A 21,585-nucleotide genomic window follows, 5' to 3' on the forward strand; every position below is an offset into this window, starting at 1 on the left:
GGCTGGGACTGGGCCGTATGCCGCTGAGCCGGCTCAGCGGCATACCTGATCTTCCGCGGTGGCCCGGTCTCAGACCTCGTGGTGGAGCGTCTCGGCCGGTAGCTCACCCGGACGCCGGCGCGCGAGCACCTCGACCGCGACCATGGCCGCGAGCACGAGGGCGCCCCCGAGAACCATCCGCGACGTCAGCGACTCCCCGCCGAGCCAGACGGCGAAGAAGGTGGCGAAGACCGGCTCCATCGTCATGACGATCGCGGCCCGCGTTGCGGGCATGTGCGCCTGCGCCCAGGTCTGCACCCAGAGGGCGAGGATGCTCGCGAAGACCACCATGTAGAGCACCGCGGCCCAGTCAGCCGGTGTCGCGGGGAGCACGACGCCCCCGGGGAGGGCCCCGATCGCGCAGATGACGGCGATGACGACCATCTGGACGACGGACAGGCCGCTGGCGATGTGGTGCGAGCTGTGGCGCCCGAGCCCGACGATGTGGAGCGCGTACAGGGCGGCCGCGAGCAGGGTGATGGCCTCGCCGACGCCGACCGACAGACCGCGCAGGGACAGCAGGGCGAGCCCGGCGGTCGCGAGGCCGACGGCGGCCCACGTCGTGCCGGGCACTCGCTCGCGCAGGAGGACGGCGGTGATGAGCGGGGTCAGGACGACGTAGGTGCCGGTGATGAACCCGGACACCGAGGCGGGCGTGGTGGCCAGGCCCTGGGTCTGGAAGATCTGGGCGAGGCCGTAGAGCGCCCCGAGCCAGGTGCCGATCCACACCTGGCGCCTGCGCAGCGCCCGGAGCGGCCGCCAGAAGAGGATGACCATGATGACCGCCGCGATGGTGAACCGCACCGCGAGAAAGTCGACCGGTGGCACGTGCTCGACGAGGTCCTTGATGAGGAAGAACGTCGAGCCCCACACTGCGGTGAGGGCGACGAGCAGGATCGTGGCGAGGCGCGACCGCGCGGCGTGCTGCACGGCGGCGTCAGACCACGGTGAGGATGATCGTGCTGCCCTGCGGCGCCGGTTGGCCGCCGGGCACGCTCTGGTTGCGGACCAGCTCGAAGAAGGTGCCGAGCGGTCGCTGGACCTCGACCTTGAAGCCAAGTGCACCCAGTGCCGCCTCCGCCTCCTGGACGGGCTTGCCGAGCAGGTCGGGCACCTGGACCATGACGGGGCCCTTGGAGGCGACGACCGTGACCTGGCCGCCGCGGAAGAGCGTGCCGCTCTCCGGCTCCTGCGAGACCACGTGGCCGGCTGGGATCGTGTCGTGGTTGACGTCCTCGGCGCGGACCGGTGAGAGGCCCGCCTCCGTGAGCTTGGCCATGGCTGCGTCGATCTGGAGCTGGCGCACGTCGGGCACCTGGATGGGCCGACGGCCCTGGGACACGACGACCGCGACGACGGTGCCGCGCTTGACGGCGGTCCCCGGAGCGGGCTTCTGTGAGATGACGATGCCCTTCGGGACGGTCTCGCTCCAGTCCTCGGTGGACGTGCTCCGCAGCGTCAGCGGCGCGAGGACGTCACGGAGCCCCGAGGCCTTGGCACCGACGAGCTTGGGCACGTCGTAGCGCTCGGGTCCCTTGGAGACGACGAGAAGGACGAGGGACTGCTTGGACACCGCGGTGCCGGCAGCGGGCTGCATCGAGATGACCGCTCCCCTGGGGACGGTCTCGGAGAAGGCCTCACTCGACTCGAACCGGAGGGAGGCGATGTCCAGTGCCGTCGCCGCGTCGTCGACGGTCTGGCTGACGGCCGTGGGCACGACCGTCGTCCCGCCGGGCCCGGCCGTGTACCACCAACCTCCGGTGCCGACGACCGCGAGGAGCACGGCGGCGACCACCCACGGCCAAGGCCGGCGCCGGTGGCTTCGCGCCAGGCGCGAGCCGCGCGTGTCCCCGGCGCGACCGTCGTCCGGCGGGAGTGGCAGCGCTGCGGTCGTCTCGAGGACCGGCGGCGTCTGGCGGCCACCCGGCCAGAGGTGCGGTTGGTCGTTCTGCCCGACGGGGGCCTGCCACGTCGGCGCACCCACGGGCCGGCTGGCGGCGTCGCTCAGGCCTGAGTGGCCACGAGCAGCATCGCGGCCGTCGGCCGTCGTGCCGTCGATGAACAGCGGCGCGGTGATGGGGACCCGGTCGAGCTCGCCCTCCGTCAGCCCGCGGCGGACCAGTCGCATCGTGCCGAGGAACTCGGCCGCGGACGGGAAACGGTCGTCCGGGTTCTGCACGGTGGCTCTCGCGACGAGGGCGTCGAGGTCGGCGGGGACCGCGGAGACGATGGAGGACGGTCGGGGAACACCTTGGTGGACGTGTCGGTAGGCGATCTGGATCGGGGTGTCACCGGTGACCGCCTTGCGCCCGGTCAGCATCTCGAAGAGGACCAGACCCGCCGCGTAGATGTCGCTGCGCTGGTCGGCGGGACCGCCCTGGACCTGCTCTGGCGAGAGGTAGGAGGCCGTGCCGAGCAGGACGCCGGTCTGGCTCGTGGCCGTCTGGGTGGTGATGGCGCGGGCCAGGCCGAAGTCTGCGACCTTGATCTCGCCGTCCGTGCGGACGATGACGTTCTCGGGCTTGACGTCCCGGTGGATGATTCCCGCCGTGTGGGCTGCCCGCAGTGCCGCGAGGACCGGCTCGAGGATGGCGAGCGCCTCGCGGGCGGTGAGGGGGGCCTCCTCGTGGATCACCTCGCGCAGCGTCTTGCCGTGCACGAGCTCCATCGCGAGGAACACGTCACCGTTGTCCTCACCCTGGTCGTAGACGGCGACGACGTTGGGATGGCTGAGACGCGCGGCCGCCCGGGCCTCGCTGCGGAAGCGCTCGACGGAGAGGGAGTCGTTCGCCAGTGCGGGGCGCATGATCTTGAGGGCAACCTCACGGTCGAGGCGTCCATCCATCGCCACGTAGACGGAGGCCATGCCACCGTCTGCGAGGTGCGAGAGGATGCGGTAGCGCCCGTCGATCACTCTGCCGACGAGTGCGTCCGCCACGCTGGACGTCACGCACGAAGTTTACGGGCAGCGGACGGTGAACCTCGGGAGGTGGGCGCGGTCCGGGACGGGGGAGGTCACAACCACTTCATGTGTGCCTGCACCGCGGCGACGTACTTCTTGGTGTCGGCGAACATCCCCTTGGTCCGGACCGACCGCAGGCCCTGGTAGTAACCCCCGACGGCCTCCTCCTCGGACTCGGCGCTGGACTGGAGAGCGCGCAGGATGAGGACGCCGGCCGTGACGTTGTCCTGGGCGTCAAGCAGGTCAAGCCGACGGCCGGCGAGCTGCGAGGCCCAGTCACCGGACGACGGGATGACCTGCATCGCGCCGATGGCGTTGGCCACGGAGACGGCCCGTTGGTTCCAGCCCGACTCCTGCCACCCGATGGCGAGGGCGAGCGTCGGGTCGACCCCGTGCCGCAGAGCGGTCCGGCGAATCATTGCCGCCAGCTCGGTCCGGCTCGGGACCTGCGCCTTGGCAAGGGCCTCGCGGTTCTTGCGGGCGGCTCGGACGGTCGCGTCGGAGTAGGTGTAGCCGGCGAAGGTGTTCTCGCTCGTCGGTGCCGGTTTTGTCGTCGGCTTGGGCGTCCGAGGGGGCGGAGCGCCGGGCACGGAGATGCGCTGGCCGGGGTGGATCCATCCCGGGGTGGTCAGCCGGTTCGCCGCCAGCAGCTTCGTGAGGCTGACGCCGTACCGTGCCGCGATCCCGGTCATGGTGTCGCCCGCCCGGACCACGTGCACCCGGCCGCTCGCGGCGCGGTTCGCTCTGCGTGCGGGTGGCGAGGACGTCGTACCGCCGGCCGGGGCCTTGGCCCCGGGCACGAGGAGCCGCTGGCCCGGGTGGATCACCGCGCCCCCGCTGGGAAGCCGGTTCTTCGCCACGAGGGCTGCCGGCGTCGTGCCGTTGGCCGATGCCAGGTCCCACAGTGTGTCGCCCGGCCGTACGACGACGGCGCGCCAGGTGCGCGCACGCTGCTCGGTGAAGAGCACGTGGGCTGGCGGTGTGAGCTGGGCGGCGTCGGCTGGGAGCATGGCGTCCTGGGAACTGATGCGGCTGGCGAAGACGAGGCTGTTACTGGTGGTTCGGATGTGACAGATGTGACAGTAGCGCATTGGTTGAGATCTCAAGTGGAGTCACATGAATGTAATTCGAGGTGGGAGCCTGAGACGCACCCGAGTCCCACCCGGGGGCGAACGACGTGGTGCCCGCGCCGGTTCGCTGGTGGCAGACTCGGGCTCGTGACCGAGCAGAGCCACACATCGCAGACTCCGAACGACATCACCGCCGACCGGGCCGAGGAGCCGCTCGATCTCGAGGAGCTTGTGGGCGAGTGGCTCACGGTTCCCGATGCGGCCGAACGCCTGGCCGTGCCCCTGTCCCGGATCCGTCAGTTCCTTGCCGACCGTGAGGTGCTCTCCTCGCGCGTGGGGGAGCGTCACGTCGTTGGGATCCCGTCCAAGTTCCTCATGGAGTCCGGCCCCAGACCGGAGCTCAAGGGCACGTTCACGGTGCTCGCGGACGGCGGGATGAACGATGACGAGATCATCGCGTGGCTGTTCACGCCAGACCCGACGCTGCCCGTCGAGGGCGCGCCCATCGACGCGCTCCGGGCCGGGCACAAGACGGAGATCAGGCGCCGTGCCCAGGAGCTCGCCTTCTGACCCAGAATCCCCCGGCCCAATCGAGTGAACAGCTTTCGGCCCGAAAGCTGTTCACTCGATTGGGCAACGCGCTCGCGGGCGGCTGCCACGACGGTGCCGGACTGGCGCCGGGCCATGCGCCTCCTGGGACACGGCCGAGCGCTCGGCTCGCCGCCCAGCCGAGGAGCCCTCAGGCGTGTCGAGCGGTGCTCACCCCTACGAGGTCAGCCAGCACGGCCACGGCCCCGGCGTCCAGGCCGCCCACCCGGCCCAGCTCCCGCAGCGCGGCGCGAGCCTCACCGGCGCGCATCGAGATCATCTCCTCGACCCGGTCGACAGCGCCGCTGTCCGTGAAGATGCCACGGACACAGGCGATGCCAGCATCATCGAGGTCCTCGCGGCCGAGGAGTGCCTCGATCGCCGCCCGGTCCGCGTCACCGGCCAGGTCGAGCGCAATGGCGACGAGGACGGTGCGCTTGCCCTCGCGCAGGTCGTCCCCTGCGGGCTTGCCGGTCGCCTCCGGGTCCCCGAAGACACCGAGCAGGTCGTCGCGCAGCTGGAACGCCTCACCGAGCGCGAGGCCATAGTCGGACAGGTGGCCGAGCGCCGACGCCGGAGCGCCGCCGACGCGAGCGCCGATGAGCAGCGGATGCTCGATGGTGTACTTGGCGCTCTTGTAGCGGATCACATTGCGTGCCGAGGCGATCCGCACCGGCAGGTCGAGCCCGTCCCAGCCCCGCGCCGACTCGAGCAGGTCGAGGAACTGACCGCCCATCAGCTGCGTGCGCATCAGGTCGAACGTCCCCCGCCCCCTGGCCAGCTCCTCGGCGGGCAGGCCGCACGTCGAGTACAGCTCGTCGCACCAGGTGAGACAGAGGTCGCCGGCGAGGATGGCCGCGCCCTCGCCGAACCGTGCACCGTCGCCGGCCCAGCCGCGCGAGCGGTGGAGAGCCGCAACCGCCCGGTGCGCCGAGGGCATCCCGCGCCGCATGTCGCTGCGATCCATCACGTCGTCGTGCAGCAGCGCCGCTCCCTGGAAGAACTCCATGCTCGCTGCGAGCCGGACCAGGGCATCGGAGTCGTCCCCGCCCGCCGCCCGGTAACCCCAGTAGAGGAAGCCGGCGCGCAGTCCCTTGCCTCCGGTCAGCAGGCGCGAGACGGCGTCCACCAGCGGGGTGATCTCGTCGCCGACCTCGGACAGGGCGAGAATGGCGGCGGCGATGTGCGCGTCGATCGCCTCCTGGACCCGCCGGCGCAGGGCGTCGAGGTCGGTTGGGCTGGTCACGCAGGCTCCTCCGTCAGTCGGCGCGCGGGAGGTCCCGCGCGTCGCCGTCAGCCTAACCGCGGGGGTGACCGATCCGTGGCACAGGGCCACGCGGGGAGCCGGCCGGATCTATCGTGGCGGCATGGCACACGGCACCGCGTCCTCGATGACTCGCGCAGAACGCTTCACGCGGTCCCTCGTCGCGATGATCGAGGCTCCGACGCCGACCTTCAGCTTCGAGTTCTTCCCACCCAAGGACGACGCTGCGGCAGAGCAGCTCTGGGAGGCGATCCGTCGCCTGGAGAAGGTGTCGCCGAGCTTCGTCTCGATCACGTACGGCGCGGGCGGCAGCACCCGGGACCGCACGGTCCGTCTCACCGAGCGGGTGCTCCAGGAGACGTCCCTGACCCCGATGGCGCACCTGACCTGCGTGGGGCACTCGGTGACCGAGCTGCGCCAGGTCGTCGGCACCTATGCGGCGGCGGGGGTCCGCAACATCCTCGCCCTCCGTGGTGACCCGCAGGGCGGACTCGGCCAGCCCTGGGTGGCACACCCCCAGGGCCTCAACCACGCGGACGAGCTGGTCCGCATCGTCAAGGGGTTCGGCGACTTCACCGTCGGTGTCGCAGCCTTCCCGGACGGGCATCCGGAGTCGCGCACCCTCGAGGACGACGTCGCGACCCTGATCCGCAAGGAGCAGCAGGGCGCCGAGTTCGCGATCACCCAGATGGTCTTCGACGTGGACAACTACCTGCGCCTGCGCGACGAGCTCGCCCGACGCGGCTCGCGGCTGCCGGTCATCCCGGGGCTCATGCCGATCACCAACGCCCGACAGGTGGTTCGGATGGCCGAGCTGGCGGGGCAGCCGATGCCGAGGGCCGTGACGGACCGCCTCGAGCGGCATGGTGACGACGCCGAGGCAGTGCGCGAGGAGGGGCTGGCCATCGCCACCGAGTCCGCACGCCACCTGCTCGACGAGGGCGCGCCCGGGATCCACTTCATCACCATGAACCGGTCGTCCGCGACGCTCGAGGTGTTCGGCAACCTCTGAGCCGGCCCGAGAGGGAAGGGCACGTGGGGAGCGAGCCCAGCGGCATACGCCAAAGGGCCCGATCCACGAGCGGACAGCACCCCTGCAACCCTCCGTTCGCGGACCGAGCCCGCGCTGCCACTGTGCCGGGACCCACGTCGGGGTGGCGTGAGCACGGGTACTCAGTTTGTCCGATTGATGCAGTATGCCGCTGAGCTCGGTCGCGCGCGCGCCGAATCCCTGCTGGGGGTGGCTGGGCCCTCAGGCAGGTGGGCGCACGGTGACGGAGCGACCACCGGTGATCCGGACGAGGTCGTCGTGCGTCGTCGGGAAGACGGTGTGGGGGTGCCCGGCTGCGGCCCAGACGGTTTCGTGATCCGCCAGCGAGGCGTCGACGAGCGTCGTCACCGCGGAGGCATGGCCGACCGGAGCGACGCCGCCGATGGCGAACCCCGTTGTGGCGCGGACGAACTCAGCATCAGCCTTGCCGATGCTGGCGTAACCGGCCACCTCGGCCACGTGGTCGGTGTCCACGCGGTGTCCTCCCGATGCGAGGACGAGGAGAGGGATCCGGGTGGCATCCGTCGTCGTCGCGACGAAGACGAGCGAGTTGGCGATCGCCGCCACGGACGTACCGAGAGCGGCAGCGGCCTGGGCGGCGGTGCGTGCGGCATCGTCGAGAACGACGACCTCGCCGGTCACTCCGGCTGATGAGAGCGCCGCTCGCACCCGGGCCACCGAGGGGTGGTCGAGCAGGGCCGGTCGGCCCGTGCCGGCTTCGGTGTCGTCGGTGCTGTTGGCGGTGCTGTTGGCGGTGCTGTTGGCGGTGGGGGGCGCGTCGGTCACGGGTGCCACGGTACCGAGACGCCGCTTGATCGATTGGAGGTACCCGCTCGGGCCTGACAGAGGGTCTCGAGGTGGCTTGACAGGCTGTCGGTGGCTCGGGCTAGGCTGGGATTCATCGAACACATGTTCGAGAAGTGAAGTGGAAGCAGGTCAAGTCGTCGGCAGGGTGTTCGGGCCGTCCGCGGTGGAGCGGCGGATCGTCCCGGGTCGTGTTCTCCCGCCTCGACGTGTGTCCCGAAAGGAGACGTGTCGTGGTGCGCAGGTTCAGTGATCCAGTCGAGGTCCGCGTCGGGGAGCCGGAGCGTCCGGAGGCCTTCATCTGGCGCGGCCGACTCTACGTCGTGCGGGGCGTCCTCTCGCAGTGGCGCGAGCGACGCGCCTGGTGGCGGGACGCGCTCGACGCCGAGGAGGAAGACGTCGTGCCGGGCAGCTCGATCGCCGCAGCGGCGAGCGAGCACCGGATCTGGCGCGTCGAGGCGAGCCCGGGCTGGTCGTTCGCGCCCGGGGTCTACGACCTGGCTCACGACGAGTCGGCCCGGGGTGACCGGTGGTCGCTCGTCCGGGTCGCCGACTGATGACACCGACGCAAGGAGCTCCACGATGACCATCGCATCCAGCGCGACCGCGTTCCCCCGGCCGCCGGTGCCCACCGCGGTGCTCGACCTCCTCCGCCGGGCCCGGACCACTCTCGAGGAGGCGTGTCGCACCGCGGATGCCTCAGAGCGCTACCGCGATGCCCATCTCGGGGCGCTGCGTGCTGCGGCCGCTCTCGTTGCGGCACGTACCACTCCCTCTCCGCGATCCCGGCCACGGAGCGTCTGGCAGGTCCTGCCCGGGATCGCCCCCGAGCTGGCCGAGTGGGCGGCCTTCTTCGCCGCCTGCTCCGCCCACCGGTCGATCATCGACCGGGGTGGGTGGATCCCGGCCCGCGAGGCGGATGACCTGCTCCGTCAGGCGGAGATGTTCCTCGAGATCGTCCAGGGCATCCTCGGGGTCCCGATCACCGTGCCACTGCCCGAGCTGACCACGCCGCTCCGCGGGGCGCCACCGGTCCGATGACCGACAGCTTCGTCCACCTGCATGTCGCGTCGGGCTACTCGATGCGATACGGCACGGCCAAGCCGGAGCAGCTCGTCGAGCGGGCCGTCGCCTTCGGCCAGCCCGCGCTTGCCCTCACCGACCGCGACGGGCTCTACGGCGCGGTCAAGTTCGTCACGGCCTGCATGGAGCGGGGAGTCGCCCCGATCCTCGGGGTCGACCTCGCGCTCGGCCCGGACCCGATCGAGCCGCGTCGCTATCCAGGAGCGCAGGGCGGAGCAGCTCGCGGCGCCACACGAGGGCGAACCCCGGTGCGAGGTGGTGCCCTCGTCGACCCACGTCTGCCCCGGGTGACCGTCCTCGCGCGGGGGAGCCGCACCGGCCTGTCCCCGGGCGCGGGATGGGCCGCGCTCTGCCGCCTCGTCACGGACACCCACCTGAGCGGGGAGCGCGGCAACCCGGTGGTCACCGCACGCCTGCTCGCCGAGCACTCCCGAGCTGCCGACGTTGCCGACGCTCCCGACGCTGCCGGCCCGATGCGCGCAGGAACGGCTGCGGACACCGGGGCCACCCGAGATGCCGAGCCGTCGCGGCTCGTCGTGCTCCTCGGCCCGGACTCGGACGTCGGCCGTGCGGTGCTCGCCCGGAAGCAGTCCCTCGCCCGGGCCACTCTCGAGCGGTGGCGCGAGCTGCTGCCAAGGGATGGGCTCGTCGTCGAGATCGTCTGCCACGGTGGTCCCGAGCACCTGCCCGGCAGCCTCGGACAGGCCGGTCGGATGTTCGCGCTGGCCGCGGAGCTCGGAGTGCCGACGGTGATCACCGCAGCAGTCCGGCACGCCGATCCCCAGGATGCCGCCATCGTCGACGTCCTCGACGCGGCACGCCGCCTGGTCGCCCTTGACGCGCGCCACCTCGACCGGGTGACGACGGCGGGGCACCTCTCGCCGACCCCCGTCATGCACGCGCTCGCGCGGGACGTCGTCCAGGTCTCGGGCCCGGGCCTCGTCGGCGGCGGTGCGCTGGCCCGGCAGCGGGCTGCCGAGCTCATCGCACGGACGACGACGATCGCAACCGCGTGCATCCAGGACCCCCGTGCCGACCTCGGGATCGGCTCGGTCCACCTGCCCGAGCCCGAGGTGCTCGGCATCCGCGCGGGCATCAGTCCCCAGGCCGTCCTCGCACGGCGGTGCCGCGAGTCGATCGCGACCTGCTATCCCGACCACACGGGCGCGCAGCTCGCCGCAGTCAGCGAGCGGCTCGAGGACGAGCTGCAGGTCATCGAGACACTCGGCTATGCGACGTACTTCCTCACGGTGGCGCAGGTCTGCGACCTCATCCGGGAGATGGGGGTCCGGGTCGCCGCACGCGGATCGGGGGCCGGTTCAGTGGTCAACTACCTGCTGGGCATCTCCGGGGTCGACCCGATGCGCCATGGCCTGCTCATGGAGCGCTTCTGCTCACCGCTGCGGGCCGAGCTGCCCGACATCGACATCGACGTCGAGTCCGCGCGACGCACCGAGATCTACGAGCGGATCCTCGGTCACTTCGGCGGCGAACGGGTCACCTGCGTGTCGATGATGGACACCTATCGCGTGCGCCACGCGATCCGTGACGCCGGTGCGGCCCTCGGCCTGCCGCCACAGGAGATCGACGCGATGGCGAAGGCGTTCCCGCACATCGCCGCCCGCAACGTCCGCAACGCGCTCGCCGAGCTGCCCGAGCTGCGCGCCAGCGGGCTGGACGTGCCGCGGCTCCAGCTGATGTACGACATCGTCGAGCGGTTGGACGGCCTGCCGCGACACATCGCCCTGCACCCGTGCGGGGTCATCCTGTCCGACTCGGGGCTGCTCGATCGGACCCCGGTCGAGGCGAGCTGGCTCGGCTTCCCGATGAGCCAGTTCGACAAGGATGACGTCGAGGCGATGGGTCTGCTCAAGCTCGACGTGCTCGGCATCCGGATGCAGTCCGCCATGGCCCACGCGGTGGCGGAGGTGGAGCGAGTCGACGGCGCAGGGATCGACCTCGACGACGAGACCCAGGTGCCCTTCGACGACGAGCCGACCTTCGAGCTGATCCGGTCGACCCGGACCCTCGGGTGCTTCCAGATCGAGAGCCCGGGCCAGCGTGAGCTCATCGGCAAGTTCGGGCCGCAGACCTTCGAGGACATCATCATCGACATCTCCCTCTTCCGGCCCGGGCCGGTCAAGAGCGACATGATCATCCCCTTCCTCAACGCGAGGCAGGGCTGGAAGGAGCCCTCCTACCTGCACCCGACGCTCGTGCCCGCGCTCCAGGAGACGGAAGGGGTCGTCGTCTTCCACGAACAGGTCCTGGAGCTCGTCGCCGAGACGACCGGGGTGACCCTCGCCGAGGCTGACGAGGTCCGTCGCGCACTGGGGTCACCGGCGGGACAGGACGAGGTCGAGAAGTGGTGGCGACCTGCGGCCCTGGCCCGGGGCTACGACCCGGCTGACGTCGACCGGATCTGGGATGTCCTCAAGGCCTTCGCGTCCTTCGGCTTCTGCAAGGCGCACGCCGCCGCCTTCGCCCTGCCGACCTACCAGTCTGCGTGGCTCAAGACCCACCATCCGGCCGCCTTCCTCGCCGGGGTCCTCACCCATGACCCGGGCATGTACCCCAAGCGGCTCATCCTCGACGACGCCCGAGCCTTCGGCATCACGATCCTCGGGCTCGACGTCAACGTCTCGACGGGGGAGTACCGCTTCGAGCGCACGGAGGACGGCGATGAGGCGATCCGCCTCGCGCTGGCCGACGTGCACGGCATCACCGAGCTCGAGGTCACCAACATCGTCGCCGGCCAGCCCTACGCCAGCCTCTCCGACTTCTGGCAACGCGCGCACGTGTCCCGGCCGGTGGCGGAGCGTCTCGTCCTGGCCGGTGCCTTCGACTCGATCCACGACATCGTCACGGGCGGACCGATCATGGGCCGGACCAGCACGAGCGGATCGGGCCGGCGTGGGGTGGCCGGGTTCCGCAGTGGGCTGGGGCGTCGCGGTCGGGTCACCCGGCGGGACCTGCTCCTGCACGTCGCCGAGCTCGACCGCTGGTCCGCGTCCCAGCGCCGGTCGACGAGAGGCGCGACCCGTGCCGTGGCGCGCCGCAGTCCCACCGTGCAAGGCGTCCGTACCATGTCGCACCCAGGGTCCCACGCAGGGTCCGACGCAGGGTCCGACGCAGGGCCGCACGGAGGATCGCACGGATCGCATCGAGGACGGGTCACCTCGGTGTCCGAGTCAGGCGACATCCGGGCGCTCGCCGCGGCGCAGTCCCAGGGGCCGGCCGCGGTGCCGTCCCACGTGCCGGTCCAGCTGGCGCTCGACCTCGGGGACACGCCCCGGCTCACCGCAACGAGCGGCCTGCCGGAGATGACCGGCCCGGAGCGGGTGCGCGCGGAGCTCGAGGTGCTCGGCCTCGATGCCAGCGGCCACATCGTCGACTTCTACGTCCCGATGCTCGATGCGCTGGGGGTGACCCGAGCGGACGGGTTGCTGTCCGGTCGGAGCGGCCGCGAGGTCTGGGTCGCGGGAGTCAAGGTCGCGACGCAGACCCCGCCGATCCGCTCCGGCCACCGCGTCGTCTTCCTCACCCTCGACGACGCGACCGGTCCGGTTGACCTCACCTTCTTCGAGGACGTGCAGGGGCCCTACGCCTCGACGGTCTTCCACTCCTGGCTGCTCCTGTGCCGGGGCATCGTGCGGCGCACCGGGCCCAAGGGCCTGTCGATCCGGGCAACCGGCGCCTGGGAGCTGAGCGCCCTGCAGGAGGCCTGGACCGCAGGGGGGATCGTCGCCGTACGTGACGCCATCGAGGCGGCTGACCGCGTCGCCCGGGAACGAGCGGGGGCGCTCACCAGCCAGGACGTCGACCAGGATGCCGGCGGCTCTGCCCGTCCCCTCGGGGTCGGCGAGACACCCGCCGGGCGCCGCGTGCTCGTCCACGCCTCCGGTTTCAAACAGTCCCCCTACGCCGACATCCGCCCCGCCGGGGACGACGTCCGAGACTCCCGGAGCGTCGCGAGCGCATCGGGACTCGTGCCCTCGGACGTGCCGAAAGGGCCGCCGCGCAAGCTGTGGCACGCGAGTCCGGGAAGCGCAGGGCACTAGGGTGAACGTGCCAGAAACCTGCCGCCAGACCCGGAGGACGTCGTGCCAGACGAGCAGCATCCGCAGCGCCGCGCCGGGGTCCGTCCGTCCGCCGTGGTCTCCTCGGTGCGGGCCCACGCGGACGAGGAGGCTCGCATCATCGGCCGCCAGCTCGACGTGCTCGACCTCGGTGGCGGCACCGGAGGCGTCGCCGTCCCCCTTGCCGAGGACGGCCACCGCGTCACCGTCGTCGATCCGAGCCCGGACGCGCTCGCGGCCCTCGCGCGGCGGGCCCGGGAGGCCGGGGTCCACGACAACCTCACCTCGATCCAAGGTGACGGCGACTCACTCGCCGGCGTGCTCGCAGAGCACCGGTTCGACCTCGTCTGCTGCCACGGCGTCCTCGAGTTCGTCGACGACCCCGCCGCCACACTGCGCGCCATCTCCGACGCGCTGCGCCCCGGTGGCACCCTCTCGCTCCTCGTCGCGGGTCGGCTCGCGGTCGTCTTCGCCAAGGCGATCGCCGGCGAGTTCGCCCAGGCACGGGCCGCGCTCACCGATGCTGACGGGCGATGGGGCCGCACCGACCCGTTACCGAGGCGCTTCGACCTCGACCTGGTCGAGGGGCTGCTCACCGGCGCCGGTCTCACCGTGGCCCAGGTCCGGGGGACCAACATCCTGGGGCATCTCGTCCCCGCATCCCTCGTGGACTCCGACGCCGACCGGGCTGCACTGGCCGAGCTCGACGAGCTCCTCGTGGCCGGGCCCGGACGTGAGTTCCTGCGCACGCTCGGAAATGGGCTGCACCTCGTCGCCCGCCGCGACTGACCTCGCACCGGCCCTCGAGCCGGCGGGTCAGGGGGTGGAGGGCGGATGAGCCGGCGCCAGTTCACCGCACCCTCGCGCACCGAGGAGGGGCCGCCTGACGACACCGGCTGCACGATCCTCCACGTCGACATGGATGCCTTCTACGCGTCCGCATCCCTCATCTCCCGACCTGACCTGCGCGGCAAACCGGTCATCATCGGCGGTGCCGGCGGCCGATCGGTCGTGCTCTCCGCAACCTACGAGGCGCGCGCCTTCGGGGTCACCTCGGCCATGCCCATGGCCCGGGCCCGTCGGCTGTGCCCCCAGGCGGTCGTCATCCCGCCGGACCACCGGCGCTATGCAGCCATCTCCGATGCGGTCATGGCCACCTTCGCCGCCATCACGGAGCACGTCGAGCCGCTGTCCCTCGACGAGGCCTTCCTCGACGTGTCCGGAGCCGTACGCCGGCTCGGCCCACCGACCCGGATCGCCGAGCAGCTGCGGGACACGATCGCCGACGAGCAGGGGATCACGTGCTCCGTCGGCGTCGCCTCGACGAAGTTCGTCGCCAAGCTCGCCTCGGCGCTCGCCAAGCCGGACGGGCTCATCGTGGTCCCGCGAGACGAGACCGTCTCGTTCCTCCACCAGCTGCCCGTCGGCGCCATCTGGGGTGTTGGCGACAAGACGGAGGAGCACCTGCACCGCCTCGGGTTGCGGACGGTGGCGGATCTGGCGCACACCCCGCTCGAGACCCTCCAGCGTGCCCTCGGCGATGTCGCCGGGCGCAATCTGCACGACCTGGCCTGGGGGCGGGACCCGCGGGGCGTTGTCCCCGAGCGTCGCGAGAAGTCGATCGGGGCGGACGAGACGTTCGCGCACGACATCGACGACCCCGTCCGGATCCACCGTGAGCTGCTCCGCCTCTCGGACCGCACCGCTGCGCGGGCCAGGTCGGCGGGGATGGCCGGTCGGACCATCTCCATCAAGGTCCGGTTCTCCGACTTCACGACCATCACCAGGTCCAAGACCCTGCGCCATCACACGGACGTCTCTCGGGAGATCTTCGCCACAGCCCGGGAGCTGTTCGATCGGCTCGGCCTGCAGCGAGCCCGCATCCGGCTCGTCGGCGTCAGGCTCGAGGGCCTCATCCCGGCCACGGCCGCACCGATCCAAGCAGCATTGGACGAGCCGGAGCACGGGTGGCGCGAGGCCGATCGGGCCGTGGACCGTGCCAGTGCGCGTTTCGGCGCTGGGGCCGTGCGACCAGCGAGCCTGATACCGGATCAGCAGGCCGGGTACGGGGCTACCAGTTCACAGGACGCGCCGCGGGACCTATCCTGAAGGAGAGAACCCGCTACGACCGACGGTCGTATCCGGGGCGAGTCGACAACACCGCAGGACAGGGAGGTGCCAGGTGGCACTCTCGGATCACGAGGAGGCACTCCTCCACCAGATGGAGGAGGCCCTCTACGCCGAGGACCCGCGATTCGCATCGCGGATCGAGAAGACGAAGTCGCGGGGACTGGGTCGAGGACGAATCGTCGTCGGCGTCGCCGCGGGAATCGTCGGCCTGGCCCTGATCGTCTTCGCGGCGATGAGCTCGAGCATCTGGCTCGGTGCGGTCGGGTTCGCAGCCATGGTTGCCGGCATCGTCTGGGCCATCACTCCGGCCAAGCCGGCGCTCGGCTCGGTCGGTGCGGACGGGGTTGCCACCCCCCGCAAGGGCGCCAAGGGACGTGCCTCGAGCGGCAAGTCCGGCACCTTCATGGATCGGCTCGAGGAACGCTGGGACAAGCGACGCAACGACCAGTGGTAGTCCACCCTCGGGGCTGAGCCAGCCCAGCGGCATACGGCTGAATGAGGGCCTGTTGCCAGGTAGAGTCACGCCCGGACTGTGCGAGCGGGGACCACTACGGACGCGTGGCCAAGACGCCCACGCCCCACGTGACGATGATGAGCATCGCCGTCAACAGCTCTATTCCCATGCTCAGCATGACGGCCCGCACCGCATGCCGCGTCGCGAGCCAAGCCCGCTCGTGGGTCCCGTGCTTCAGCCGCTCCATGACGTAGACGGAACCGACGAACGCGATCGGCGCCCCGACCAACGGGATGACGAACAGGCCGATGACCGCCGCGACCAGCGCCACGCCGATGACCTTGGAGTCGACTCCCGTCGCCCGCATCCGTCGGGCGGGGACGAGGTACTGCGCCACGAGGCCAAGGACGTAGATCGCCGTGGCGACCCAGAAGACGGTCCACCCCGCCGTCGAGTGCACCTCGACCGCCCAGAGCAGTGTTGCCGCCCAGACGATGAACAGGCCGGGAAGGACGGGAAGGACGATTCCCACCGTGCCCACCAGCATGGCGAGCAGGACCAGGACGTTCGTGGCCGTGATCACGTGATCCCGGTCACCCCCGGGGAGGTCAGCTCACGCCCTCCGTCCGATCAGCGCTCGTCCGCCGCGGTCGACGTGTCGTGGAGGCGATCGCTCTCGTCATGGATGTCGATGGCCAGGTCCATGAGAGCCGGGAGGTGCTGACGGCCATGATGCGCACAGAAGTGCAGTTCCCCGCCGGAGACGAGACGGGCACGGATGTACGCCTGTGCCCCGCAGCGGTCGCACCGGTCGGACGCGGTCAGTTCGGTTGCCAGTGCTGTGGTCATCATGCTTGCCTTCTCTCCACCCTCGAGGGGTTCAGCCGAGACTGAACCCTGTCATAGACCAAGACGCCCGACCAAAGAATTCCGTTGCCCTTGCGCGGGCTCCATCACCCTTCTGCCGTGCGTCTGGCTGTTCCAACAGTGAACCACGCCGATTCCTTCCCGAGCGGGAGGTGGCTGCCCCTGACCTGCGCCATACCCGGATCGTTACGCGACCTGTACCCACTTCGCCTGCCGGCCGCGAGCCTGCGGAGGAACGTCGGCGTGGGTCGTTAGGCTTCCGGTGCCGACCATCACGACCGGCCCGCCGCACCGACGAGAGAGTGATCAAACACCTTGGCCTCCGCCTCCCGCCCCGCCCCGAACGGCAACGGTGACTACACCGCGCGCCACCTGCAGGTCCTCGAGGGCCTGGAGGCCGTTCGCAAGCGACCCGGCATGTACGTCGGCTCCACCGACCAGCGGGGCCTGATGCACTGCCTCTGGGAGATCATCGACAACGCGGTCGACGAGGCGCTCGCCGGGGTCTGTGACCACATCGAGGTGATTCTCGCCAACGACGGATCCATCCAGGTCCGCGACAACGGCCGCGGCATCCCGGTGGACATCGAGCCGCGGACCCGCCTGTCGGGGGTCGAGCTCGTCTTCACCAAGCTGCATGCCGGTGGCAAGTTCGGCGGCACGTCCTACGCCGCCACCGGCGGACTACACGGCGTCGGGGCCTCGGTCGTCAACGCGCTCTCCGCGCGCCTCGACGTCGAGGTCGACCGGGGCGGCAAGACCTACGGCATGAGCTTCCGGCGGGGCGAGCCAGGGGTGTTCACCGACGCAGGGCCGACCCGCTCGCCGGAAGCCCAGTTCGCACCGTACGAGAAGCGCAGCGCCCTGCCCGTCATCGGTAGGGCCAAGCGCGGCGTGACCGGATCGAGGGTCCGCTTCTGGCCCGATCCCCACATCTTCCTCAAGGGTGCCGTGCTCGACTACGACGCGCTCGTCGCGCGGGCCCGCCAGACCTCGTTCCTGGTCCCCGGCCTGCGGCTCGTCATCCGGGACGAGCGCGGCCTCACGGGGACGCCGGCAGCGGAGGGGCCGGTCGAGGAGGTGTTCCACCACGATGGGGGGATCGCCGAGTTCGTCGAGTTCCTCGCCCCGGACGCGGCCATCACCGACGTGTGGCGACTCGAGGGTGCGGGCACGTTCAAGGAGACCGTTCCGATCCTCGACAACGAGGGGCACATGACCCCCACCGAGCTCGAGCGCGAATGTGTCGTTGACATTGCGCTGCGCTGGGGCCAGGGCTACGACGTGCGGATGCAGTCCTTCGTCAACATCATCACCACGCCCAAGGGCGGCACCCACATGGCCGGCTTCGAGCAAGCGCTCCTGAAGGTCTTCCGGCGCCAGCTCGAGCTCAACGGGCGGCGGCTCAAGGTCGGCAATGACAAGCCGGAGAAGGACGACGTGCTCGCCGGCATGACCGCGGTGGTCACCGTGCGGCTCGCGGAGCCGCAGTTCGAGGGGCAGACCAAGGAGGTCCTCGGGACCAACGCGGTCCGGGCGATCGTCGCCCGCGTCGTCGAGACCGAGCTGACCGCGCGCCTGACCTCGACCAAGCGGGGCGACAAGGCACAGTCGGCGCTGCTGCTCGAGAAGGTCGTCTCCGAGATGAAGTCGCGCATCAGCGCCCGGCTGCACAAGGAGACGCAGCGTCGCAAGAACGCCTTGGAGAGCTCGACGCTGCCGACCAAGCTCCGGGACTGCCGCACGACCGACGTCGACCGCTCGGAGCTGTTCATCGTCGAGGGCGACTCCGCCATGGGGACGGCCAAGGAGGCCCGCAGCTCCGAGTTCCAGGCGCTGCTCCCGATCCGAGGCAAGATCCTCAACGTCCAGAAGGCGTCCGTCTCCGACATGCTCAAGAACGCCGAGTGCGCCTCCATCATCCAGGTGATCGGGGCCGGTTCGGGGCGCAGCTTCGACCTCGACTCCGCCCGCTACGGCAAGGTCATCATCATGACCGACGCGGACGTCGACGGCGCCCACATCCGCACCCTGCTGCTGACGCTCTTCTTCCGCTACATGCGCCCCCTCGTCGAGGCGGGCCGGGTGTACGCGGCCATGCCGCCCCTGCACCGGATCGAGGTCATCAACGCCGGTGCCAAGAAGAACGACTACCTCTACACGTACAACGAGCTGGAGATGCGTCGCACCGTGGCCCGGTTGGAGAAGGGCGGCAAGAAGATCAAGCAGCCGATGCAGCGGTACAAGGGCCTGGGCGAGATGAACGCGGACCAGCTGGCCGACACGACGATGGACCCCCGCCATCGCACGCTCCGTCGGGTCACCATGCGTGATCTCGAGGCGGCCGAGGGCACCTTCGAGCTGCTCATGGGCAACGAGGTGGCCCCCCGGAAGGACTTCATCATCGAATCTGCCGCCGAGGTCGACCGGGAGCGCATCGACGCCTGAGGCTCCCGTGGACCCGGGTCCGGCCCACGCTGCACAGGTCGGCAACGACGTCCAAAGGATGGCGAACCGCGCGCGGTGTGACTTCCGGCGTGCCTACGATGACCGTGCACGGGAGTGAGCCGAACGACGCCGAGCGACGTCGGACAGGGAAAGGGTGCGGGAAGGCAGCGCGGGCCAGGTGGTCCGGGTGGACCTTCGTTGGGCCTTGGTGGTGATCGAGAAGGGGACCATGGTGGAGGATCACGGGAGCACGGATCAGGCGCGCCGCCCACGCGGTGTGGCGCCGCCGCCTGGCGCGCCGCAGCCGGCCCCCGGGTCCCTGCCTCGCGAGAACGACGCGTCCGGCAACCATCGTGCCGGTTTCGGCACATCCGCGGCGCCTGCCCCCATGCGCTACCTCGACCCGGCCGAGCTGGAGTGGGCGGCCGCCGCCATCGGCAGGATCTCGGCGGCGTTCACCGCCAGGGTGGTCGGGCAGTCCCGGCTGCAGGAGACCCTGATGATCGCCCTGCTGACCGGTGGCCACGTGCTCCTCGAGAGCGTCCCGGGGCTGGCGAAGACGACGGCGGCCCAGACGATCGCGCACGCGGTCGGCGGCACCTTCCACCGCATCCAGTGCACGCCGGACCTGCTGCCCAGCGACATCGTCGGCACCCAGGTGTACAACCAGCAGACGGGAGCCTTCCAGACACAGCTCGGGCCGGTCCACGCCAACTTCGTGCTGCTCGACGAGATCAACCGCAGCAGCGCCAAGACCCAGTCGGCCATGCTCGAGGCGATGCAGGAGCGACAGACGTCGATCGGCGACCACAGCTACCCGCTGCCCGACCCGTTCCTCGTGCTCGCCACGCAGAACCCCATCGAGCAGGAGGGCACCTACCCGTTGCCCGAGGCGCAGATGGACCGCTTCATGCTCAAGGACGTCCTCGACTACCCGTCCCCCGCCGAGGAGGCGGAAGTCCTGCGTCGGATCGACTCCGGCATCTTCACGCACCACTCCGAGCCAGTCGTGGGCATCGCCGACGTCAAACGCCTTCAGGGCCTGGTCGGCCGCGTCTACGTCGACCCGGCCATCGTGAACTACATCGTCGGCATCGGTTATGTCACACGGCACCCGGTCGACTACATCGACCCCGAGCTGGCGTCCTATGTCCAGTTCGGAGCCAGCCCACGGGCGAGCATCGCGTTCACGAGTGCAGCCCGCGCGCGGGCGCTCATCGACGGGCGCAACCACGTGGTCCCCGACGACGTCAAGGCGCTCGTGCATCGGGTCCTGCGGCACCGAGTCATCCTCGGCTTCGAGGCGGTCGCCGACGACCTACCTGTCGAGCGCGTCATCGACGCCATGGTGGGCGGGATCCGCACGCCCTGACGGGCGGGGCACGTCATGGCCACGCCGCTGCTGACCCGGGTGAAGAGCAAGCTCTTCGTGCACTCGCGGCGCCGCTCGCGCAACCTGCTCGAGGGGGAGTTCGCGTCGGTCTTCCACGGGCGCAGCCTCGACTACGACGACCTGCGCGACTACGTGCCCGGAGACGAGGTTCGCGACATCGACTGGAAGGCGACGGCCCGGCACACCTCCCCCCTCGTGCGCCGCTACGTGGCGACAAGGAAGCAGAACCTCATGCTCGTCATCGACACGGGGCGCGGCATGGCCGCGGCCGCCCGGGGTGGCGAGTCGAAGAAGAGCGTGGCCATCGTCGCGGCCGGGCTCGTGGGCTACCTCGCGCAACGGCACGGAGACCTCGTCGGTCTCGTCCGCGGCGACGCCACCAACACGGTCGCGCACCCGATGCGGGGAAACGAGGCTCATCTCGAGCGGCTCCTGCGCGCCATCGACGGCGCGACGACCTTGGACGGCGAGCAGAGCAACCTGACGACGCAACTGCAGTGGATCGTGCGCCACGTGAGTCGGCGGCTGCTCCTGCTCATCGTGGCGGACGACGTGGACCTCGACCCGCGCCTCAGCGACCTGCTGCGGCGCCTCCACGTCCAGCACGAGATCCTGTGGATCACCGTCGAGGACGCCGACCCCACGTCCGTCGACGCCGCCCGCACCACCGTCGACGTGGCCGACCACTACATCCTGCCGACGTTGGTGCGGACGAGCGGACGTGTCAAGGCGGCCTACGCCGAGGCGGTCGCCGCACGCGTCCGGGCGAACAACACAGTGCTCGAGGTGGCCGGGATCAACCACACCCGGGTCGGCGCGAGCGACGAGGTGCTCACGGCCGTGTTCGCCCTGTTGGAGAGGCAGCGCCGTGCGAGCGGCTGACGCCCCGCCGCCTGGCTTCTACGCGCCCGACCCCTACTCCGGTCGCTGGCCATGGATCGGCGTCGGGCTGCTTGCCGTGGTCGTCTGTTGGTACGCCTGGGTCTGGTGGTCGACGCGCTCTCGACGCATCGTCATCCCACCGAGGATCGCGCGCGACCGGCTCACCAGGCTCCGCGCCGACTATGCGCGCCAGATCGACCTGGTCGTCGCCCGGGCCGAGGGAGGAGTCATCACCCAGCGACGCGCCCACCAGCAGGTGAGCGTCCTCGTCCGCCACTTCGTGCAGGAGGTCTCGGGGATCCATGCCCCGACGATGACGCTGACGGACCTGACCAACTCCGGAGCACGCCTCAGCCCCGTCTCGAGGGTCGTCGGCGTCCTCTACCCGGGTGAGTTCGCCCCACGGGAGACGGAGACCGTGGCCGGCGCCGCCGTGGTCGCCAAGGAGGTGGTGGCACGATGGAGCTGAGG

The 21,585-nt window shown here is 70.7% G+C and carries 19 protein-coding genes; 12 read left to right on the top strand and 7 right to left on the bottom strand.

Annotation, left to right across the window (positions count from 1 at the left end; genetic code table 11):
- Positions 1-69: 69 nt before the first annotated feature.
- The 3 genes from VJN29_RS11940 to VJN29_RS11950 all read right to left on the bottom strand — a co-directional run bounded on the left by VJN29_RS11940 (position 70) and on the right by VJN29_RS11950 (position 4,011).
- Positions 70-969 carry a DMT family transporter gene (locus VJN29_RS11940; protein ID WP_324143854.1) on the bottom strand — a complete coding sequence of 300 codons (900 nt, stop codon included), beginning with the start codon at positions 967-969 and terminating at the stop codon, positions 70-72.
- A gap of 7 nt (positions 970-976) precedes the next feature.
- Positions 977-2,989 carry a Stk1 family PASTA domain-containing Ser/Thr kinase gene (gene pknB / locus VJN29_RS11945; RefSeq protein WP_324143856.1) on the bottom strand — a complete coding sequence of 671 codons (2,013 nt, stop codon included), beginning with the start codon at positions 2,987-2,989 and terminating at the stop codon, positions 977-979.
- Positions 2,990-3,054: 65 nt separating this feature from the next.
- A complete protein-coding gene (locus tag VJN29_RS11950) occupies positions 3,055-4,011 on the bottom strand; it encodes a lytic transglycosylase (RefSeq protein ID WP_324143857.1) in 957 nt (318 codons plus the stop codon).
- Between the two features lie 246 nt (positions 4,012-4,257).
- Between VJN29_RS11950 and VJN29_RS11955 the strand changes: the two genes are divergently transcribed.
- Positions 4,258-4,641, top strand: coding sequence for an Rv2175c family DNA-binding protein (locus VJN29_RS11955; RefSeq protein ID WP_324143944.1), 384 nt, complete (start codon positions 4,258-4,260; stop codon positions 4,639-4,641).
- Positions 4,642-4,810: 169 nt separating this feature from the next.
- On the opposite strand, the gene VJN29_RS11960 is transcribed toward VJN29_RS11955, so the two are convergent.
- The gene (locus VJN29_RS11960; protein WP_324143858.1) at positions 4,811-5,905 is read right to left on the bottom strand and encodes a polyprenyl synthetase family protein; all 1,095 of its coding nucleotides are present in this window, start codon (positions 5,903-5,905) and stop codon (positions 4,811-4,813) included.
- A gap of 121 nt (positions 5,906-6,026) precedes the next feature.
- Between VJN29_RS11960 and metF the strand changes: the two genes are divergently transcribed.
- Positions 6,027-6,935 (top strand): methylenetetrahydrofolate reductase [NAD(P)H], encoded by a 909-nt coding sequence (gene metF, locus VJN29_RS11965; protein ID WP_324143859.1) that lies wholly within the window; start codon positions 6,027-6,029, stop codon positions 6,933-6,935.
- 240 nt (positions 6,936-7,175) lie between these two features.
- On the opposite strand, the gene VJN29_RS11970 is transcribed toward metF, so the two are convergent.
- Positions 7,176-7,760 (bottom strand): YbaK/EbsC family protein, encoded by a 585-nt coding sequence (locus VJN29_RS11970; protein WP_414654348.1) that lies wholly within the window; start codon positions 7,758-7,760, stop codon positions 7,176-7,178.
- A 251-nt stretch (positions 7,761-8,011) separates the two neighbouring features.
- On the opposite strand from VJN29_RS11970, the gene VJN29_RS11975 reads away from it, so the two are divergent.
- The 6 genes from VJN29_RS11975 (at position 8,012) to VJN29_RS12000 (ending at position 15,524) form a co-directional block, all read left to right on the top strand.
- Positions 8,012-8,335, top strand: a complete 324-nt coding sequence (locus VJN29_RS11975) for a DUF6504 family protein (RefSeq protein ID WP_324143860.1) — start codon at positions 8,012-8,014, stop codon at positions 8,333-8,335.
- A gap of 25 nt (positions 8,336-8,360) precedes the next feature.
- Positions 8,361-8,819: an SAV_6107 family HEPN domain-containing protein gene (locus VJN29_RS11980; protein WP_324143861.1), complete on the top strand. Its 459-nt coding sequence runs from the start codon at positions 8,361-8,363 to the stop codon at positions 8,817-8,819.
- Positions 8,816-12,922, top strand: a complete 4,107-nt coding sequence (locus VJN29_RS11985) for a DNA polymerase III subunit alpha (protein ID WP_324143862.1) — start codon at positions 8,816-8,818, stop codon at positions 12,920-12,922. Before VJN29_RS11980 ends, VJN29_RS11985 begins: the two co-directional genes overlap by 4 nt.
- A 42-nt stretch (positions 12,923-12,964) precedes the next feature.
- On the top strand, positions 12,965-13,729 hold the full coding sequence (locus VJN29_RS11990) for a class I SAM-dependent methyltransferase (protein ID WP_324143863.1): 765 nt from the start codon (positions 12,965-12,967) through the stop codon (positions 13,727-13,729).
- A 45-nt stretch (positions 13,730-13,774) separates the two neighbouring features.
- Complete coding sequence (gene dinB / locus VJN29_RS11995; protein ID WP_324143864.1) at positions 13,775-15,049, top strand: DNA polymerase IV; 1,275 nt, start codon at positions 13,775-13,777, stop codon at positions 15,047-15,049.
- A gap of 73 nt (positions 15,050-15,122) precedes the next feature.
- A complete protein-coding gene (locus tag VJN29_RS12000) occupies positions 15,123-15,524 on the top strand; it encodes a DUF3040 domain-containing protein (RefSeq protein ID WP_324143865.1) in 402 nt (133 codons plus the stop codon).
- Positions 15,525-15,618: 94 nt separating this feature from the next.
- Here VJN29_RS12000 and VJN29_RS12005 read toward each other — a convergent pair whose 3' ends face one another.
- Both VJN29_RS12005 and VJN29_RS12010 read right to left on the bottom strand, forming a co-directional pair.
- Positions 15,619-16,107: a DUF456 domain-containing protein gene (locus VJN29_RS12005; protein ID WP_324143866.1), complete on the bottom strand. Its 489-nt coding sequence runs from the start codon at positions 16,105-16,107 to the stop codon at positions 15,619-15,621.
- 47 nt (positions 16,108-16,154) lie between these two features.
- Positions 16,155-16,373: a DUF7455 domain-containing protein gene (locus VJN29_RS12010; RefSeq protein ID WP_324143946.1), complete on the bottom strand. Its 219-nt coding sequence runs from the start codon at positions 16,371-16,373 to the stop codon at positions 16,155-16,157.
- A gap of 333 nt (positions 16,374-16,706) precedes the next feature.
- Between VJN29_RS12010 and VJN29_RS12015 the strand changes: the two genes are divergently transcribed.
- The 4 genes from VJN29_RS12015 (at position 16,707) to VJN29_RS12030 (ending at position 21,583) form a co-directional block, all read left to right on the top strand.
- A complete protein-coding gene (locus tag VJN29_RS12015; protein WP_324143867.1) occupies positions 16,707-18,839 on the top strand; it encodes a DNA topoisomerase IV subunit B in 2,133 nt (710 codons plus the stop codon).
- A gap of 388 nt (positions 18,840-19,227) precedes the next feature.
- Positions 19,228-20,211 (top strand): MoxR family ATPase, encoded by a 984-nt coding sequence (locus VJN29_RS12020; protein ID WP_324143868.1) that lies wholly within the window; start codon positions 19,228-19,230, stop codon positions 20,209-20,211.
- A 15-nt stretch (positions 20,212-20,226) separates the two neighbouring features.
- Positions 20,227-21,114, top strand: a complete 888-nt coding sequence (locus VJN29_RS12025; protein ID WP_324143869.1) for a DUF58 domain-containing protein — start codon at positions 20,227-20,229, stop codon at positions 21,112-21,114.
- Positions 21,101-21,583: a hypothetical protein gene (locus tag VJN29_RS12030; RefSeq protein WP_324143870.1), complete on the top strand. Its 483-nt coding sequence runs from the start codon at positions 21,101-21,103 to the stop codon at positions 21,581-21,583. Before VJN29_RS12025 ends, VJN29_RS12030 begins: the two co-directional genes overlap by 14 nt.
- Positions 21,584-21,585: the final 2 nt, after the last annotated feature.

The sequence above is a fragment of the Intrasporangium sp. genome (assembly GCF_035280925.1).
Taxonomy (GTDB): Bacteria; Actinomycetota; Actinomycetes; order Actinomycetales; family Dermatophilaceae; genus Intrasporangium.